This window comes from Streptomyces sp. NPDC101166, from assembly GCF_044768125.1.
GTDB lineage: Bacteria > Actinomycetota > Actinomycetes > Streptomycetales > Streptomycetaceae > Streptomyces.
The window spans coordinates 268,348-284,264 of record NZ_JBIWPF010000002.1; the positions used below are offsets into that span (position 1 = coordinate 268,348).

Here is a 15,917-nt window from a genome sequence, read left to right on the forward strand (position 1 = left end):
CCGGCCGGGCGCCGGGTACCCGGACGGGCGACCCCCACCCACCCGCGGCACACCAGCGGAGGTTCCCCCATGCCCGAGTACGGCTACTTCCTGTCCACCGAGGAGCACGGCCCCGCCGACCTGATCGAGCAGGCGCGCATGGCCGAGCAGGCCGGATTCCAGGCGCTGTGGATCTCCGACCACTACCACCCGTGGAACGACGCGCAGGGCCAGAGCCCGTTCGTGTGGTCGGTGATCGGCGCGCTGTCGGAGGCCGTGTCGCTGCCGATCGAGACGGCGGTGACCTGCCCGACGGTGCGGATGCACCCGGCGGTGGTGGCGCAGGCCGCCGCCACCGCGGCGGTGATGACCGAGGGCCGGTTCCGGCTGGGCGTCGGCTCGGGCGAGGCCCTCAACGAGCACATCCTCGGCGACGCGTGGCCGCCCACGCAGGTGCGTCTGGAGATGCTGGAGGAGGCGATCCAGATCATGCGCCGGCTGTTCACCGGTGAGGAGGTCAGCCACCACGGCACCCACTACACGGTGGAGAACGCGCGCCTCTACACCGTCCCCGACCAGCCGGTGCCGATCGACATCTCCGGCTTCGGCCCGAAGGCGACGGCGCTCGCCTCCCGCGTCGCCGACGGCTACATCACGATGATGCCGGAGGAGACGATGGTGGAGCAGTTCCGCAAGGGCGGGGGCGGCGGCAAGCCGGTCAGCGGCGGCACCAAGGTCTGCTACGGTCCGGACCGCGACGAGGCTCTCCGAACGGCGCACCGCCTGTGGGCGAACGAACTGCTTCCCGGCGAGCTGGGCCAGGTCCTGCCCACGCCCCGTCACTTCGAGCAGGCGCAGTCGCTGGTCACCGAGGACATGGTGCGCGAGAACCGGGTGTGCGGCGACGACGTCGACGAACACGTCTCGGCGCTCACCGCGTTCGCCGACGCCGGCTTCGACCGGGTCTACGTCAACCAGATCGGCCCGGACCAGCGGGGCTTCTTCGACTTCTACCGCACGAAGGTGCTGCCGCAGCTGTCCTGAGCCGCCCCCGACAGCTGTCCTGAGCCGCCCCCGACGCCGCAGGCCGGGACCCACGACGGCGGGGTCCCGGCCTGCGGCGTGACGGCGGTGGTTCAGGCGGCGCGTGCCCGCCGGCGCAGTCCCGCCGTCACCGCCGCGCCGACACCCGCGGCGAGCAGCCCGGCGCCGACCCGTCCACGGTTGCGGGAGGCCCACTCCTGCGGGCTGTGCCCGATCGCCTCGTCGTCGAAGCGGCCGTGGGCGCCGTGGTCGTACCCGTGGGGGCCGTCGGCGGGATCCCACAGGTTGCCCGGGCCGTGGTCGCCCCGGGCCCCGTCCTCCTCCTGCTGCGCGCCGAAGGCGGTGCGGGCCAGATAGCGGTCGAGGAGGCCGGGGATCACGGCGTTGGCGATGAGGGTGGCCGCGGTGGAACCGCCCACCCAGTACTCGCGCCGCCGCGCGTGGCCGGCGGCGTGCACGATCGCCCGGGCGGCGATCTCGGGCTGGTACACGGGCGCCACCGGGCGGGCACGGCCCGGCATCCGGTCCAGCACCCAGTCGAACTGCGGGGTGTTGAGGCCGGGCAACTGCACCATCGTCGTCCGCACCCGGCTGCGGGAGTGCAGCAGCTCGCAGCGCAGCGACTCGTTGAACCCCTGGATGGCGTGCTTGGCCCCGCAGTACGCCGCCTGCAGGGGCACCCCGCGGTAGGCGAGCGCGGAACCGACCTGGACGATCGTGCCGCGGTCGCGGGGCAGCATGTGCCGCAGCGCGGCGCGCGTGCCGAACACGAAGCCCAGGTACGTCACTTCCGTCACCCGGCGGAACTCGTCGGGGGTGATCTCGGTGAACGGGGCGAAGACGCCGGTGAAGGCGTCGTTGACCCATACGTCGATGCGGCCGTAGGCGTCGACGACCTGCTGCGCCGCGTCCTCGACCGCCTTGGCGTCGGCCATGTCGACGCTCACGGTCAGCGCCTCGCCGCCGGCCCGCTGCACTTCGTCGGCGGCCGCGGCGAGGCCCTCACGGCCCCGGGCCAGCAGGGCGACGCGGTCGCCCCGGGCGGCGAAGGCGCGGGCGGTGGCCCGCCCCACTCCGCCGCTGGCCCCGGTCACCACGACGACCCGGCGTCCGTCGTCCGCCGCCGTCTTCCACGGTGCGCGCATCCGGCATCACACCCGGTGGTTCGGGACGTCGGGGCCGGCGCCGCCCTGACGCGGCACGTCGGGCGGGGTGGACGGCATCGGCGGGACGGACATGCCGAGACCGCCGGCGGGCGTGCCCACGGGCGGGGCGGCGAGTCCGGCCCCGGCGCCCTCCGGGCGGCCGCTCGTGTGGCGGTGCGGCCGGGCGGCGCCGCGCAGCACGTACGCCAGCACGCCGAGAACGGCCGCGGTGATCAGCGCGGCGGCCCAGTCGGGCAGCACAAGGGCGAACGCCAGGCCCACGGCGAGGGAGACGGCGGCGCCCGCGTACAGGGCGAGGGCGCCGGACGAGGCGTACAGCACGGCCGTACGGCGCTGCTTGCGGGTCTGCTCGCGCACCTCCTCCCGGATGGTCTCGCGTGCCACCTGCGCCAGCTCGTCGACCAGGTGCTTGTCCAGATGCTCCAGGTGATCCATGCGCTCCATTGCGCTCGGGTACCCGGGGTGTGCGACGGGTAACACCGGGGGACGTCGAGGGGATCAAGTGAAGGCGCCGCGTCCGCGCGGCCGCCCCAACTACGCTTTCCGGCATGGAGATTCTCGGAACTACGCTGCGGGTCTGCGTCGACGACCTGGAGACCGCGGTCCCCTTCTACGAGCGGCTCACGAACGCCCCGGCGCTGCGTTTCGAGCGCGCCGGGGTGCAGGTCGCGGCGGTCGGCTGCTTCCTGCTGATGAGCGGTCCCGCCGCCGAGCTGGAGGTGCTGCGCAAGGTGGTGGCGACGATCGCCGTCACGGACGTGGACGAGGCCCACAAGACCCTCACCGACCTGGGCGCGGACGTCCTGGCGGGCCCGGTGTCGACCCCGGTGGGCCGCAACCTGGTCGCCCGCCACCCTGACGGCACCCTCTACGAATACGTCGACCGCCGCCGAGACTGACGGCCACCCCCGCTCATCCCCGCCCGAGAGCCACGACGACCAGATTCCGCCTCCGGGCATCCTCGCCGACGCCCGGTCGCGCGTTCAACGGGGTTCCGGGGCGGGTGCGGGTCTCATTTCGGCCGTGAGGGCCCAGCGTTGGTGGTCTCGCCAGTCGCCGTCGATGTAGATCATCCCCGGGGAGAAGCCCTCCAGGCGGAAGCCGCCGCCCCGGGCGAGGGCGATCGAGGCGGCGTTGCCGGGCTGGACGTTGATCTCCAGGCGGTGCAGCCGCATCGGGCCGAAGGCGTGGCCCACGACGAGGCCGAGCCCCTCGCGCATCAGTCCCCGCCCGGCGGCGTGCGCGAACGCGCCGTAGCCCAGCGCCCCGTTCTGGAAGGCGCCCTGGACGATGTTGTTGATGTTGACGAACCCGGCGATGGCCCCGTCGTCCTTGGTGCACACCAGGAAGCCGGCTTTCGAGGAGTCCTGGATCAGCCGGTCCGCGTACGCGGTGTACGCGTCGGGGGTGGCCGGCGGGAACAGCCACGGGCGGTGCAGGTCGTGGCTCTCGCGGACGCGGGCGGTGAACTCGGCCCCGTCCGCGTGGGTGAGGTGGCGTATGCCCACGCGGGGGCCCTCGGCGAGGTAGCGCGATGCGGTGTGCGGCATCCGGCCAGCGTAGTCAGCCGCGCCGTCGCACCGCGTAGGCGCCGCACAGCGCGCCGATGACGCCGGTGGCCAGCAGGGCCGTCCACAGCGGCATGGTCACCTCCGGCACCAGCAGTCTGATCCTGGTCGCGCCGGTGTTCTCGAAGATGAAGACGACGGCGAGGACGGCGAGCGCCGACACGGTGATCCGGGCGGGCGTCGCCCCGGTGCCCTGGCCGCCGGTCTTCCCGCCGCTCTCGGAGGTCTTCGCGCTCATGCGACCAGCGTGAGCCCGGCCTCGCCCGCCCGCACGGCGGGTCCTGCCTCCGGGTGACACGGCGCGGGCGCGCGGGTCAGATCAGCGCGGGCGCGTCCAGGGTCAGCGTCCCGGCGTCGGCGTCCAGCTCGGCGCTCACGCCGAACGGCACGGTCAGCGCCCCCTCGCAGTGCCCGAAGCCCAGCTCCTCCACGACGGGCACCCCGAGCCCGCCCAGCCGGTCGGCGAGGACGGGGCGCAGCTCCTCGTAGGGGCCGCAGGCCTGCCAGGAGCCGAGGGCGACGCCGGCGACGCCGTCGAGCCAGCCGGTGCGCAGCAGTTGGGTGAGGGCCCGGTCGAGACGGTACGGCGGCTCCCCCACGTCCTCCAGCAGGAGCAGTCCGCCGCGCGCGCCGGAGCGGGTGTGCGGGGTGCCGTAGCCGGTGGCGAGGAGGGTGAGACAGCCGCCCAGGGTGACGCCCCGGGCCCGGCCGGGGGCGAGGGCGGCGCCGGTGGAGGCGAGGACGCGGACGCTCTCCGGGGCGAACAGGGTGGCCCTGAGGTGGTCCTGGGCACGGGAGTTCTTGATGAAGTCGACGCCGGCGGCGACGGGGCCGTACAAGGTGACCAGGCCCAGACGGACGGCGAACGCCTCGTGCAGGGCGGTGCTGTCGCTGAAGCCGATGAACACCTTGGGGCCGGCCGCCCGCATCGCGTCCCAGTCGAGCAGGTCGACGAGGCGCTGCGCGCCGTAGCCGCCGCGTGCGCACAGCACGGCGTCGACGGCAGGGTCGCACCAGGCGCGCTGGAGGTCGGCGGCCCGGTCGGCGTCCTCGCCCGCGAGGTGGCCGAGCGTGCGGTGCCGGTCGAGGACGTGGGGCGCGGCCACCGGGTCGAGGTCCCAGCCGCGCAGGACGTCGAGACCGGCCTGAAGCCGCTCCTCGGCCACCGGTCCGCTGGGGGCCACGACCGCCACCCGGGCGCCGGGGGCGAGCCGGGAAGGGCGTACGAGGTCGTTCACCGCGTGAGCTCCAGGGTCGGGATACCGGGCGGACGCAGCCCGAACACCTGAGCGTACAGCGAGAGCTCGGCCTCCAGGGCCCGCACCATGGTCTCCGCCCGCCGGAACCCGTGCCCCTCCCCCTCGAAGGCGAGGTAGGCGTGCGGGACGCCGCGGCCGGCGATGCGGGACAGGAGGCGTTCGGCCTGGGCGGGCGGGCAGATCACGTCGTCGAGGCCCTGGAGCAGCAGGAACGGCGCGCGGATCCGGTCGGCGTGCTCGACGGGCGAGCGTTCGGCGTACCGGGCGGGCACCTCGTCGAGCGGTCCGACGAGGGTGTCGAGGTAGCGGGACTCGAAGTCGTGGGTGCCGCCGGTCGCCCAGGCCGCGAGGTCCAGGACGGGGTAGACGATGGTGCCGCAGGCGTAGACGCCGGCGCCGGTGAGCGAGACGGCGGCGGTCCAGCCGCCCGCGCTGCCGCCGCGGATCGCCAGCCGGTCCCGGTCGGCGGTGCCCTCGTCGGCGAGGGCGAGGGCGACGGCCGCGCAGTCCTCGACGTCGACCACGCCCCACTGTTCGCGCAGCCGGTCGCGGTACTCCCGTCCGTAGCCGCTCGACCCGCCGTAGTCGACCTCGGCGACGCCGATGCCCCGGGAGGTGAAGTAGGCGGTCTCCAGGTCCAGTACGAGCGGGGAACGGTCGGTGGGCCCGCCGTGCGCCCGGATGACGTAGGGCGGCAGCTCGGCGCCGGGGGCGACGCACCCGGGGTTGTGCGGCGGGTACACGTGCGCGTGGACGTCGCGGCCGTCGGGTCCGGTGAAGGTGCGCAGCTGCGGTTCGGGGTAGTAGGCGGGGTCCACGGTGTCGTCGTGCGGCGCGCCGATCACCCGGGCCCGGCCGGTGCGGGTGTCGAGCTCCACCACCTCGTAGGCGCTGCGCGGGCTGGCGCCGACGGCGACGACGCGTTCTCCGTGCACGGCGAGGGTGGAGGCGAACTCCGTCCACGGGCCGGCCACGTCGACGACCTCGCCGCTCTCCGGGTCGAGGACGCCGAGCGCGGCGGCGCCCCGGCCGTGCACGACGGCGAGGAGACCGCCGGGAAGCGGCGCGAACCAGCGGTGGCCGAGCTTCCACAGCGGCCCGGCGAACTCCTCCTCGCGCGGGCAGACGGGCTGGTGGTCGCGGTAGACGTTCCACCAGCCGGAGCGGTCGCTGGTGTAGAGCAGGCGGCCGTCCGAGGACCAGTCGACCTGGGCGACCGACTCCTCGGGCCCGCCCGCGACCACCCGGGCGTCGTCGAGCCCGCCGTCCGCCCCGATCCCGGCCACGACGACGTCCGTGCCGTCCCACGGCATCCGTGGATGGTCCCAGGCCAGCCACGCGGCCTGTCGCCCGTTCGGCGAGATGCGCGCCCCGGTGACGAACCTCCGGTGGTCGTCGGTGAGTTCGCGTACGGCGGTCCGGTCCCCGGCGGCCGATCCGTCCAGCGGCACGGCGGCCAGGACCCGGCGCACGTCGGTGGGCCCGTCACCGGTGAACTCCTCCAGCACACACCAGACTTCGCCCCGGTCGAGCAGCAACTGCGGCTCGGCCCAGCGCAGTCCGCCGCCCACGGGCGACAGCGGGGTCAGCGGCCGGGGCTCGCCGCCCGGCCGCCAGACGTACAGCCGCTGGTCGGCGAAGTGCGCGAACACCACCAGCGGCCGGTCCTCGTGGAGCACACCGGCCCAGGGCTGCCCGCCGTACTCCAGCACCCGGCTGCGCACGTTCCACGGCGCGGGCAGCACCGACTCCTCGGCGCCGTCGGCGCGCCGGCGCACCAGGGTGCGCCGGCCGCCCTCGGCGGGGCGGGGCGCGGTCCACCACACCTCGTCGCCGACGAAGCCGACGTACTCGGGCCGCCCGTCGTGCGCGGCGGCGAGCCGCGCGTCGAGCGGCGAGGGCCAGGAACCGTACGGCAGGATCTGCACGTCTCCCCCGCCCGCTCAGGCCGTGCGCAGGAAGCGGTCGAGGACGTCGACGCCGAACTGGAGCGCCTCGACGGGCACCCGCTCGTCGACGCCGTGGAAGAGCGCCTGGTAGTCCAGCCCCTCCGGCAGCCTGAGCGGCGCGAACCCGTAGCCGGTGATCCCGAGCCGCGAGAACTGCTTGGCGTCGGTGCCGCCGGACATGCAGTAGGGCACCACATGTCCCCCCGGCGCGAACTCCTCCACGGCGGCGCGCATCCGCGCGTACGTCGGCGAGTCCACCGGCGCCTGGAGGGCGACCTGGCGGTGCAGGAACTCCCATTCCACGTCGGGGCCGGTCAGTTCGTCGAGGGTGGCGCAGAATTCGTCCTCGCCGCCCGCGAGATACCGTCCGTCGACGTAGGCGACGGCCTCGCCCGGAATCACGTTGACCTTGTAACCGGCTTCCAGCATGGTCGGGTTGGCGCTGTTGCGGACGGTCGCCTCCACCAGCTTGGCGGCCGGCCCCAGCTTGTCCAGCAGGGCGTCCACGTCGTCGAGGCGGGCCTCGATGCCGTACACGGCGGCCAGTTCGGTCAGCGCGGCCCGCACGGTCGGGGTCAGCCTGAGCGGCCACTCGTGCTCGCCGATGCGCGTGATCGCGGCGGACAGGCGGGTCACCGCGTTCTCCCGGTTGACCTTGGAGCCGTGCCCGGCGCGGCCTCGGGCGGTCAGCTTCAGCCAGCCGGTGCCGCGCTCCCCCGCCGCGATCGGGTAGATCTCCCGGCCGCCGCCGTCGTGGAAGGTGAACGCGCCGGACTCGCCGACGGCCTCCGTGCAGCCCTCGAAGAGGTGGGCGTGCTCGTCGGCGAGGAAGCCCGAGCCGTCCTCGGCGCTGGCCTCCTCGTCGGCGGTGAAGGCGATCACCACGTCACGCCGGGGCCGTACGCCCTCGCGGGCCCAGGCGCGCACGACGGCGAGGATCATCGCGTCCATGTTCTTCATGTCGACGGCGCCGCGCCCCCACACCACGCCGTCGCGGATCTCCCCGGAGAAGGGGTGCACGCTCCAGTCCGCCGCCTCGGCGGGCACCACGTCGAGGTGACCGTGGACCAGCAGCGCATCCGCCGACGGGTCGGAGCCCTCGACGCGTGCGACGACGTTGGTCCGGCCCGGGGTGCGCTCCAGCAGCGTCGGCTCCAGGCCTGTCTCGGCGAGCAGCGCGGCCGCGTACTCGGCGGCGGGCCGCTCCTTGCAGTCCCCGCCGCCCCGGTTGGTGGTGTCGATGCGGATGAGGTCGGACGTGAACCGCACGACCTCGTCCCTCGCCTGCGCGTCAGCCATGCTGCTCCTCAGCCGTATTGTTCCTCGACCGCCGCCGAGACGACCGTCGTGACCGCCTTGAACGTGCGGATGCCCTCGTACATGGTGCCGCTGGTGTACGCCACCTTGCGCTCCCCGATCCGCGCCACTCCCGGCACCACCGTGGCGGCCATCGCCAGGTGTTCGGCGTCGAACTCCACCGCCACGGTGAACGGCCCTTCCCGCGAAGGCTCCTGACGGACCGCCAGCCGGACGGCCTCTTTCGCCGCGGCCCGGATGTCGGCGGCGGTGCGGGCCGGCGTCCGGCACACGGCCGCGTACCGCGACACATGGTCCTTGACCGCCACCTTCAGCGCCTCGGGCGCGTACCCGAGGGCGTCCTCGCAGGCTACGTCGTCGCCCGTGACCAGCACCACGGGTACCCCGAACTCGGCGGCCACGCGCGCGTTGAGCAGCCCCTCGCTGGCCCGTACGTCGTTCAGCCACACCCCGGTGATCGAGTTGGCGAGATAGGTGTGGGCGAGGACGCCCTCCGCGCCGGCCCCGGCGTGGTAGCCGACGAAGGCGACGCCGTCCACGTCGCCGTGCTGGACGCCCTCCACCATGGACAGCGACTTGTGCCGCCCGGTGAGCATCTGGGCCCGCTCGTCGAGCTGCTCCAGGAGAAGGTTGCGCATGGTCCAGTGGGCCTCGTTGATCAGGACGTCGTCGGCGCCGCCGTCGAAGAAGCCGAGGACGGCCGCGTTGACGTCCGAGGTGAACAGCGCCCGGCACCGCTCCCACTGCGGCGTCCCCGGCAGCACGTCGGCCGGCCAGGTGACACCGGTGGCGCCTTCCATGTCGGCGCTGATCAGGATCTTCATGCCCGCATCCGCCCTCTCCCGCAAACGCCCCGAGCTTAACCGGTCCGTTTCTGCTCTGATCTACCTCGCACGCCGCTCACCTCACCTTCGACGACGAACGGGGAACCCGCCATGACCGGGCGCATACTCTCGCCGGAACGCTTCGAGGCGGACCGGCCGCGACTGCGGGCCGTCGCCCACCGCATGCTCGGCTCGCTCGCCGAGGCCGACGACGCCGTCCAGGAGACCTGGCTGCGGGCGTCCGCGGCCGATCTCGGCGAGGTGGAGAACGTCACCGCGTGGCTGACCACCGTGGTGGGCCGGGTGAGCCTGAACATGCTGCGCTCGCGCAGGACGCGGCGCGAGGAGCCGCTGGAGACCTCGGAGACCGGCCTCGGGGCCGGCGCCGCGCCCGCCGGCGATCCCGAGGAGGAGGCGCTGCTGGCCGACTCCGTCGGGGTGGCGCTGCTCGTCGTCCTGGACTCGCTGGGGCCGGACGAGCGGCTGGCGTTCGTCCTGCACGACCTGTTCGCGGTGCCGTTCGACGCGATCGCCCCGCTGATCGACCGCACCCCGGCGACGACCCGGCAGCTCGCCAGCCGTGCCCGCCGGCGGGTCAGGGGCACGACGCCGGCGCCGGCCGGCGCACGGGAGCCGGCGGGCGTCCGCACCTCGCGGGCCGCGCCCGCCGCCGACGCCCCCCGGCGACGGCAGGCGGTGGAGGCGTTCCTCGCCGCCACGCGCGGCGGCGACTTCGAGGCCCTGCTCGCGCTGCTGCATCCGGACGTGGTGCTCACCGCCGACCGGTTCGTCGTCCCGACGCCGGAGCCGGTCGAGGTCGTCGGCGCCCGTACGGTCGCGCAGGGCGCGATGGCGGCGACCGGCCGGGCCCGGTTCACCGGCCCCGCGCTGCTGGACGGCCGCGCCGGCCTGGTGATGGCTCCCCAGGGGCGGCTGCGGATGGCCCTGCTGCTCACGGTCACGGACGAGGGGATCACCCGCATCGAGATCGTCGCGGACCGCGAGCGGCTGGCCGGGATCGAGGTGGGGGTGCTCGACGGCTGAGACCGGACGGACCGAAGTGCGCGGCGGCCGGGGAGTCCCGGTCACCGCGCCTTGAGTCCAGCTCCGGTCGGAGCCGCTCAGAACCAGAGCACGAGCGACGCGGCGGCCGGCGCCCCGTAGATCAGCGGGAACGGCAGGTGCGAGAACCAGCGGGCGCGCGCCACGGTGGCCGCGGCCCCGAGGAAGTACAGGACCAGGCCCGCCGCGGCCGGCACGCCGATCACGGGCACGAAGAGCCCGGCCAGCAGACCGGCCGCGCCGGCGGCCTTCGCGACGCCGAGCCATGTCCACCAGGCACGCGGCACGCCGTAGTCGGCGAGCGGCTTCACGGTCCACTCGGCGCCGAGCAGCAGTGACGCGGCCGAGAACCCGGCCAGGACGGCTCCCAGGACGGTGACGACGACATAGGCAGTGGACATGTCAGTGGCTCCTCATCGGGGTGTCGTGCTCGTTCACCCCCCTGACACGCCGCGTCCCGGAGGTGTGACAGGACCGGAGCGCAAGACCACTGTGACCCCGCTCACATCGTGCGCCCCGCCAGCAGCCATCTCGACGGCAGCTCGATCCGGGTGCCGTCCGGGGTGAACTCGGTGGTGGTGAGAGGGAGTTCACCCGAGGCGAGCACCGCGAGGCCGGCGACGGCCAGATAGACGGGCACGGCCTCGTCGGCGACCTCGCCGGGGGCGATGCCGTGACTCAGGACGGGGGCGAGCTTCGGGGGCGGGCCGGCGGGCCCGCCGGCCAGGTCTGCGAGGAGAGGCCGGGCCGTCTCCGACAGCTCGACGAGGAAGGCCCGCCCGGCCTCGCCGAGGAGGGCGGCGATGCCGTCCACGAGCGGCTGGCGGTCGTCGGGCTCACACTGGTGCAGTACGCCCCTCATATAGACGTTGACGTCGCCGAGTTCGGCGTGCAGAGCCTCGGCCTCGCCCTGGGCGGCCGCGTCCAGCCGCCGGTACTCGGCCTGTCCGGCGGGGTCCGCGCGCCGGGCGTGATCGAGGGCGGCGTCGGACAGGTCGACGCCGATCACCCGCGGGAAGCGGTCGGCGAGGAAACGCGTCTGGGTGCCGTTGCCGCAGCCGAGGTCGACCAACGGCAGGGCGGCGTCGCGGAGTCGGGGCTCGAAGAAGGCGAGGTGGTGGGCGGAGGTCACCGCGGGGTCCGCGTCCCAGAACACCCCGCCCGGCGCCGTCGGGGCCGCCCGCCAGAACCCCTCCCAGGAGTCCCGGTACCGACTCGTCACGCTCATGCCCAACTCCCCTTCGCGCGACGCCGTTTCGACGTCACCCTCGCTCAGTGCCCCGCATCCGGTCCGGCGCGCTCACCGCGCGCGGCCTCCGGCCCGTGCCCCGCGCCGCCCGACACCCCAGTCGGGGGTGACGGGCACCCGGTCGTTCCGACTGAACTCCAGCACGGGGTAGCCGAGTTCGAGGACCTGCGCGACGATGCGAGTGCTGTCGCCGGCGCTCATGCCGGGCAGGATCTCGGGCAGCCGGCGGGCGAGTTCCCCGGCGCCGGGGAAGTCGGTGTGCAGCGCGAAGGCGGGGGCGATGCATTCGACGGTCCGCCCGTCCGGCTCCCGCCGCCGGTCCAGGCTCTCCGCGTCGGCGGCCAGCACGAGCAGCCGCTCGGACCCCGGGCCGACGAGCGGGTACGCCCACCACAGGACATCGACCCGGCCCCTGGTCCCCGCCTCGCCTCGCTCGGGCACGGTCAGCCGGGCCCGCCCGGCGGCCGGGTGGCTCAGAGCGCCGTCGAGGGAGGCGTCCTCGGCGTGGGAGACCGGGCCTTCGCAGGGAAGGTCCTCGTCCACCTCGGGGAGGGCCCCGGAGACGGGGAGCAGGTCGATCGCGGGACGGCCGATCGCCTCGTCCGCGGCGACGCCGAAGAGCCCGTGGGCGGAGCTGCTCCAGTGGGCGACGAAGCCGCCCCGGTCGACGACGACCACGGCGAGCGGCACGCGCCCGGCGTCCGAGGACCTGTCCGGGGGGCCCTGCGTGAAGTCGCCCGAAGGGCTGTCAGGTGGACCGGCGTCGGCGCCACGGCTGGGAGGTGCGTGCCTCTCGGTGCCGCGGTCCATGGCCCAGGCCCTCCCGGAGCTGCGCAAGATCTGTTCCGAAGGCACCACCGTACGGCGCGGGCCGCTCGCGATGTGCGTCATTTCTGTAATTGGTTTCACTGTGGAGCCGCCCGGGAAGCCTCCCGCCCGGCGCGCCGCCGGAGCCCGCGTCACCGCAGGTCACGCCCGGGTCCAGGGTCCGGGAACGACACGACGGCCAAGGGCCGCCGGGCCCTTGACCGTCGTGGTGGGGCGTGGCCTACTTCTCGACCTCGGTGGCGAGGTTGGCGAGAATCGCGTCGTAGATCCGGCCGAGACCCTTGGGCGCGAAGGTCCTCTCGAAGAAGCCGCCGATGCCGCCGGCGCCGGTCCAGGTGGTGGTCACGACGACCCGGGACCTGCCCTCGCCGGCCGGGGTGACGCGCCAGACGGTGACCATGGAGGAGTTGCGGTCCTTCTCGACCAGCTCGCCGTCGGTGGGCTCGGTGACCTCCAGGAGGCAGTCGCGGACGCGCTTGCTGGTGGCCTGGAGCTTCCAGTGCACGAGGGTGCCCTCGCCGTCGCCGCCCTCGCGCACCTCGTACTCGCTGAAGTGCTCGGGCAGCAGCTTCCCGCGCGTGCCGCTGTAGTCGGCGATCGTGTCGAACACCGTCTCCGGGTCCGCCGCGACGACCCGCTCCGTGGTGGCTTCGACCTGCGCCATGGGTTCCTCCAGGTCCTTGTTGCTCAGGGCTGAACAGGGGTTTCCTCAGCTTCGGGGCAAGCCAACCACCCCGCTGTCCGGCCGCCAAATCGGGGCCCCGGAAGCGGTCGCCGGCCGATCGGAAAGCACCTTCGCACGATCATGGGAACACATGTTCTATTGTGGGCCCAGTGCTACCGAGGAGGCGTCATGCGCTGGGAGAACCTCACCGTGGAGTCCCGCCACGACCGCGCGGCGGAAGCCGCCCTGTTCGGCGCGGACGCGGTCACCATCAGGACGTTCGACACGCCCGAGTTCCGCGGGATCACCTTCCACGAGATCCGCGCCCGCTCGATCCTCAACCGGGTGCCGGGCGCCTCCCGCATGCCGTTCGAGTGGACGGTGAACCCCTACCGGGGCTGCACGCACGCGTGCGTCTACTGTTTCGCCCGCAAGACGCACAGCTATCTGGACCTGGACACCGGCGTCGGCTTCGACACCCAGATCGTCGTCAAGGTGAACGCGCCCGAACTGCTGCGCCGGCAGCTGGCCTCGCCCCGCTGGCACGGCGAGCACGTGGCGATGGGCACCAACGTGGACTGCTACCAGCGCGCCGAGGGCCGCTACCGGCTGATGCCGGGCATCCTCTCCGCGCTGCGCGAGCGGGCCAACCCCTTCTCGATCCTGACCAAGGGCACGCTGATCCTGCGCGACCTCGACCTGCTGCGGCAGGCGGCCGAGGTGACCGAGGTCGGCGTCTCCGTGTCGGTCGGCTTCGTCGACACCGAGCTGTGGCGCACCGTCGAGCCGGGCACGCCCTCGCCGCAGCGGCGGCTGGACGTCGTACGCACCCTCAGCGAGCACGGCATCGGCTGCGGGGTGCTGATGGCGCCGGTCATCCCCTTCCTCGGCGACGAGCCGGCCCAACTGCGGTCCACGGTACGGGCGATCGCGGAGGCCGGCGCGACCTCCGTCACCCCGCTGGCGCTGCACCTGCGCCCCGGAGCCCGCGAGTGGTTCATGGCCTGGCTCGGGCAGCACCACCCGCACCTGGTGCGCCGCTACGAGCGGCTGTACGCCGAAGGGGCCTACGCGCCGAAGTGGTACCAGCGCCGGATCACCCGTCAGGTCCACGATCTGGCCGAGGAGTACGGGATCGGTCCCACGCGCGCGGGGATGCCGCGCCGGATCCGGCCGCCCGAGCCGGTCGAGGAGCCGGAGCCGTCCGGCCCCACCCAACTCACCCTGATCTGAGCTCTTTCGCACTGATCCCGAAGGAATCCACAACCGATCACGCCGAACTGAGTGCGTTCGAGGGCATCCGGCGACCCGATCGGGTCAACAATCACCGGAACAGGCTTCTGTGATCCCTCTTTCCGGGACGATGCGCCGAGGGCCGTGACCCACGCGGTCCCTCGACCTCCGTCCTGGGAGGACCCATGAGAAAACGCGCAGCCGTGCTGTGCGGCGCCGCCGTCGTCGTGGCCGGGACGATCACCGCCGCGCCCGCCGACGCGAGCCCCACACACCCCGCGCGCACCGCCCCGGCGGCCCGGATCGCCTGGAAGGCCTGCGGCACCGCCGACTCCCCGACACTGCAGTGCGCTTCCCTGAAGGTGCCGCTCGATCACGCCAGGCCGCACGGCGAGAAGATCACGATCGCGCTGTCCCGCGTCCCGCACACCGCGAAGAAGTCCCAGGGACCGCTGCTGGTCAACCCCGGCGGCCCCGGCGGCAGCGGGCTGGCCCTCGCCGGGTTCGTCGCCTCGTCGCTGCCGAAGGCGGTCGCCGCCCAGTACGACGTCATCGGCTTCGACCCGCGCGGGGTGGGCAAGAGCACGCCCGCGCTGAACTGCGTGCCGGGCCACTTCAAGCCGGTCCGCCCGGACTCGCTGCCGGCGACGGCGGCGGTCGAGCGGGCCGACCTGCGGCGCGCGGAGGACTTCGCCGCGGCCTGCGGCAAGAAGTACGGCCGCCTGCTGCCGTACATCGACACCCTCAGCGCCGTACGGGACATGGACGCCGTCCGCGACGCCCTCGGCGCGCCGAAGCTGAACTACTTCGGCTACTCGTACGGCACTTACCTGGGCGCGGTCTACGCCAAGCTCTACCCGCAGCGGGTGCGGCGGCTGGTCCTCGACTCGATCGTCGACCCCACCGGCGTGTGGTACGAGGACAATCTGGCGCAGGATCACGCCTTCAACGACCGCCACCGCGCCCTGATGGCGTGGATCGCGAAGCACGACGCCACGTACAAGCTGGGCACGGACCCCGCGAAGATCGAGGCGAAGTGGTACGCGATGCGGGCGGCGCTGGCGAAGCGGCCGGCCGGCGGCAAGGTGGGCGCCGCCGAGCTGGAGGACACCTTCCTGCCCGGCGGTTACTACAACGGCTACTGGCCCCGCCTCGCCGCCGCCTTCGCCGCGTACGCCGACGGCAAGGACACCGGCCCGCTGGTCAAGGCGTACGAGACCCTCGGCGCGGTCGACGCCTCGGGCGACAACGGCTACAGCGTCTACACCGCGGTGCAGTGCCGTGACGCCCACTGGCCGCGCTCCTGGAGCCGGTGGCGCGCGGACAACTGGACGGCGTACCGGAAGGCGCCGTTCATGACCTGGAACAACGCCTGGTACAACGCGCCGTGCGCGTTCTGGCCGACCCGTTCGCTGGGGCCGGTGAACATCATGAACGGCAAGCTGCCGCCGGTCCTGCTGTTCCAGGCGACGGACGACGCCGCCACGCCGTACGAGGGCGGCGCGACGGTCCACGCACTGCTGCGCGGGTCCAGCCTCGTCGTCGAGCAGGGCGGCGGCAACCACGGCATCACGCTGAGCGGGAACGCCTGCCTGGACAAGCACCTCGCGGCCTATCTCACCGATGGCACCGTGCCCCGCGGCGTCGGCGGGGTGGACGCGGTGTGCGCGGCGCAGCCCGACCCCGAACCGCTGACAGCGAAGGCCGCTTCGGGCACGGCCCGCGGTTCCGCCCTGCACGGCCTGCTCGGCTTCCGCGGCTGACCCCACCCGCTC

General features: G+C 73.8%; 16 protein-coding genes and 1 pseudogene. 5 read left to right on the forward strand and 12 right to left on the reverse strand.

The annotated features are described in order from the left end of the window. Positions 1 to 69: 69 nt before the first annotated feature. Positions 70 to 1,023: a TIGR03557 family F420-dependent LLM class oxidoreductase gene (locus ACIRS4_RS05585; protein ID WP_404190409.1), complete on the forward strand. Its 954-nt coding sequence runs from the start codon at positions 70 to 72 to the stop codon at positions 1,021 to 1,023. A gap of 92 nt (positions 1,024 to 1,115) precedes the next feature. Here the strand turns inward: ACIRS4_RS05585 and ACIRS4_RS05590 are convergent, their stop codons facing one another. Both ACIRS4_RS05590 and ACIRS4_RS05595 read right to left on the reverse strand, forming a co-directional pair. Next, on the reverse strand, positions 1,116 to 2,168 hold the full coding sequence (locus tag ACIRS4_RS05590; RefSeq protein ID WP_404190411.1) for an SDR family oxidoreductase: 1,053 nt from the start codon (positions 2,166 to 2,168) through the stop codon (positions 1,116 to 1,118). Positions 2,169 to 2,174: 6 nt separating this feature from the next. Continuing rightward, the gene (locus tag ACIRS4_RS05595) at positions 2,175 to 2,633 is read right to left on the reverse strand and encodes a phage holin family protein (protein WP_404190414.1); all 459 of its coding nucleotides are present in this window, start codon (positions 2,631 to 2,633) and stop codon (positions 2,175 to 2,177) included. Between the two features lie 104 nt (positions 2,634 to 2,737). Here ACIRS4_RS05595 and ACIRS4_RS05600 point away from each other — a divergent pair, with 104 nt between their 5' ends. Further along, complete coding sequence (locus tag ACIRS4_RS05600) at positions 2,738 to 3,088, forward strand: VOC family protein (RefSeq protein WP_404190417.1); 351 nt, start codon at positions 2,738 to 2,740, stop codon at positions 3,086 to 3,088. A gap of 84 nt (positions 3,089 to 3,172) precedes the next feature. On the opposite strand, the gene ACIRS4_RS05605 is transcribed toward ACIRS4_RS05600, so the two are convergent. The 6 genes from ACIRS4_RS05605 to ACIRS4_RS05630 all read right to left on the reverse strand — a co-directional run bounded on the left by ACIRS4_RS05605 (position 3,173) and on the right by ACIRS4_RS05630 (position 9,106). Next, positions 3,173 to 3,739: a GNAT family N-acetyltransferase gene (locus tag ACIRS4_RS05605; RefSeq protein ID WP_404190419.1), complete on the reverse strand. Its 567-nt coding sequence runs from the start codon at positions 3,737 to 3,739 to the stop codon at positions 3,173 to 3,175. 13 nt (positions 3,740 to 3,752) lie between these two features. Next, positions 3,753 to 3,995 carry a DUF1049 domain-containing protein gene (locus ACIRS4_RS05610; protein ID WP_404190422.1) on the reverse strand — a complete coding sequence of 81 codons (243 nt, stop codon included), beginning with the start codon at positions 3,993 to 3,995 and terminating at the stop codon, positions 3,753 to 3,755. A gap of 76 nt (positions 3,996 to 4,071) precedes the next feature. Further along, positions 4,072 to 4,995 carry an LD-carboxypeptidase gene (locus ACIRS4_RS05615; RefSeq protein ID WP_404190425.1) on the reverse strand — a complete coding sequence of 308 codons (924 nt, stop codon included), beginning with the start codon at positions 4,993 to 4,995 and terminating at the stop codon, positions 4,072 to 4,074. After that, the gene (locus ACIRS4_RS05620; protein ID WP_404190427.1) at positions 4,992 to 6,944 is read right to left on the reverse strand and encodes a prolyl oligopeptidase family serine peptidase; all 1,953 of its coding nucleotides are present in this window, start codon (positions 6,942 to 6,944) and stop codon (positions 4,992 to 4,994) included. The genes ACIRS4_RS05615 and ACIRS4_RS05620 overlap by 4 nt, the downstream gene beginning before the upstream one ends. 15 nt (positions 6,945 to 6,959) lie before the next feature. Next, positions 6,960 to 8,264 carry a M20/M25/M40 family metallo-hydrolase gene (locus tag ACIRS4_RS05625; protein WP_404190430.1) on the reverse strand — a complete coding sequence of 435 codons (1,305 nt, stop codon included), beginning with the start codon at positions 8,262 to 8,264 and terminating at the stop codon, positions 6,960 to 6,962. Positions 8,265 to 8,272: 8 nt separating this feature from the next. Then, the gene (locus tag ACIRS4_RS05630; protein WP_404190432.1) at positions 8,273 to 9,106 is read right to left on the reverse strand and encodes a M55 family metallopeptidase; all 834 of its coding nucleotides are present in this window, start codon (positions 9,104 to 9,106) and stop codon (positions 8,273 to 8,275) included. A gap of 111 nt (positions 9,107 to 9,217) precedes the next feature. Here ACIRS4_RS05630 and ACIRS4_RS05635 point away from each other — a divergent pair, with 111 nt between their 5' ends. After that, positions 9,218 to 10,150 carry a sigma-70 family RNA polymerase sigma factor gene (locus ACIRS4_RS05635; RefSeq protein ID WP_404190434.1) on the forward strand — a complete coding sequence of 311 codons (933 nt, stop codon included), beginning with the start codon at positions 9,218 to 9,220 and terminating at the stop codon, positions 10,148 to 10,150. Between the two features lie 77 nt (positions 10,151 to 10,227). Here the strand turns inward: ACIRS4_RS05635 and ACIRS4_RS05640 are convergent, their stop codons facing one another. The 4 genes and pseudogenes from ACIRS4_RS05640 to ACIRS4_RS05655 form a co-directional block, all read right to left on the reverse strand. After that, complete coding sequence (locus ACIRS4_RS05640; protein WP_404190437.1) at positions 10,228 to 10,569, reverse strand: DoxX family protein; 342 nt, start codon at positions 10,567 to 10,569, stop codon at positions 10,228 to 10,230. Positions 10,570 to 10,670: 101 nt separating this feature from the next. Then, positions 10,671 to 11,396, reverse strand: coding sequence for a class I SAM-dependent methyltransferase (locus ACIRS4_RS05645; protein WP_404190440.1), 726 nt, complete (start codon positions 11,394 to 11,396; stop codon positions 10,671 to 10,673). 75 nt (positions 11,397 to 11,471) lie between these two features. Next, positions 11,472 to 12,227: pseudogene (locus ACIRS4_RS05650) on the reverse strand (PAS sensor protein); the annotation flags it as partial. Positions 12,228 to 12,465: 238 nt separating this feature from the next. Beyond that, complete coding sequence (locus tag ACIRS4_RS05655) at positions 12,466 to 12,909, reverse strand: SRPBCC family protein (protein ID WP_358799020.1); 444 nt, start codon at positions 12,907 to 12,909, stop codon at positions 12,466 to 12,468. A gap of 189 nt (positions 12,910 to 13,098) precedes the next feature. Here ACIRS4_RS05655 and ACIRS4_RS05660 point away from each other — a divergent pair, with 189 nt between their 5' ends. Both ACIRS4_RS05660 and ACIRS4_RS05665 read left to right on the forward strand, forming a co-directional pair. Then, entirely contained in the window at positions 13,099 to 14,142 is a 1,044-nt protein-coding gene (locus ACIRS4_RS05660; RefSeq protein WP_404190444.1) for an Rv2578c family radical SAM protein, read from the forward strand. Positions 14,143 to 14,327: 185 nt separating this feature from the next. Continuing rightward, a complete protein-coding gene (locus tag ACIRS4_RS05665; protein ID WP_404190446.1) occupies positions 14,328 to 15,905 on the forward strand; it encodes an alpha/beta fold hydrolase in 1,578 nt (525 codons plus the stop codon). Positions 15,906 to 15,917 lie beyond the last annotated feature (12 nt).

Excerpts from the sequence above, each read along its gene's own strand:
- ACIRS4_RS05605 (WP_404190419.1), bottom strand. The coding sequence starts at position 3,739 with ATGCCGCACACCGCATCGCGCTACCTCGCCGAGGGCCCCCGCGTGGGC.
- ACIRS4_RS05625 (WP_404190430.1), bottom strand. The coding sequence starts at position 8,264 with ATGGCTGACGCGCAGGCGAGGGACGAGGTCGTGCGGTTCACGTCCGAC.
- ACIRS4_RS05640 (WP_404190437.1), bottom strand. The coding sequence starts at position 10,569 with ATGTCCACTGCCTATGTCGTCGTCACCGTCCTGGGAGCCGTCCTGGCC.
- ACIRS4_RS05660 (WP_404190444.1), top strand. The coding sequence starts at position 13,099 with ATGCGCTGGGAGAACCTCACCGTGGAGTCCCGCCACGACCGCGCGGCG.
- ACIRS4_RS05655 (WP_358799020.1), bottom strand. The coding sequence starts at position 12,909 with ATGGCGCAGGTCGAAGCCACCACGGAGCGGGTCGTCGCGGCGGACCCG.
- ACIRS4_RS05610 (WP_404190422.1), bottom strand. The coding sequence starts at position 3,995 with ATGAGCGCGAAGACCTCCGAGAGCGGCGGGAAGACCGGCGGCCAGGGC.
- ACIRS4_RS05585 (WP_404190409.1), top strand. The coding sequence starts at position 70 with ATGCCCGAGTACGGCTACTTCCTGTCCACCGAGGAGCACGGCCCCGCC.
- ACIRS4_RS05645 (WP_404190440.1), bottom strand. The coding sequence starts at position 11,396 with ATGAGCGTGACGAGTCGGTACCGGGACTCCTGGGAGGGGTTCTGGCGG.
- ACIRS4_RS05600 (WP_404190417.1), top strand. The coding sequence starts at position 2,738 with ATGGAGATTCTCGGAACTACGCTGCGGGTCTGCGTCGACGACCTGGAG.
- ACIRS4_RS05635 (WP_404190434.1), top strand. The coding sequence starts at position 9,218 with ATGACCGGGCGCATACTCTCGCCGGAACGCTTCGAGGCGGACCGGCCG.
- ACIRS4_RS05595 (WP_404190414.1), bottom strand. The coding sequence starts at position 2,633 with ATGGAGCGCATGGATCACCTGGAGCATCTGGACAAGCACCTGGTCGAC.
- ACIRS4_RS05590 (WP_404190411.1), bottom strand. The coding sequence starts at position 2,168 with ATGCGCGCACCGTGGAAGACGGCGGCGGACGACGGACGCCGGGTCGTC.
- ACIRS4_RS05665 (WP_404190446.1), top strand. The coding sequence starts at position 14,328 with ATGAGAAAACGCGCAGCCGTGCTGTGCGGCGCCGCCGTCGTCGTGGCC.
- ACIRS4_RS05630 (WP_404190432.1), bottom strand. The coding sequence starts at position 9,106 with ATGAAGATCCTGATCAGCGCCGACATGGAAGGCGCCACCGGTGTCACC.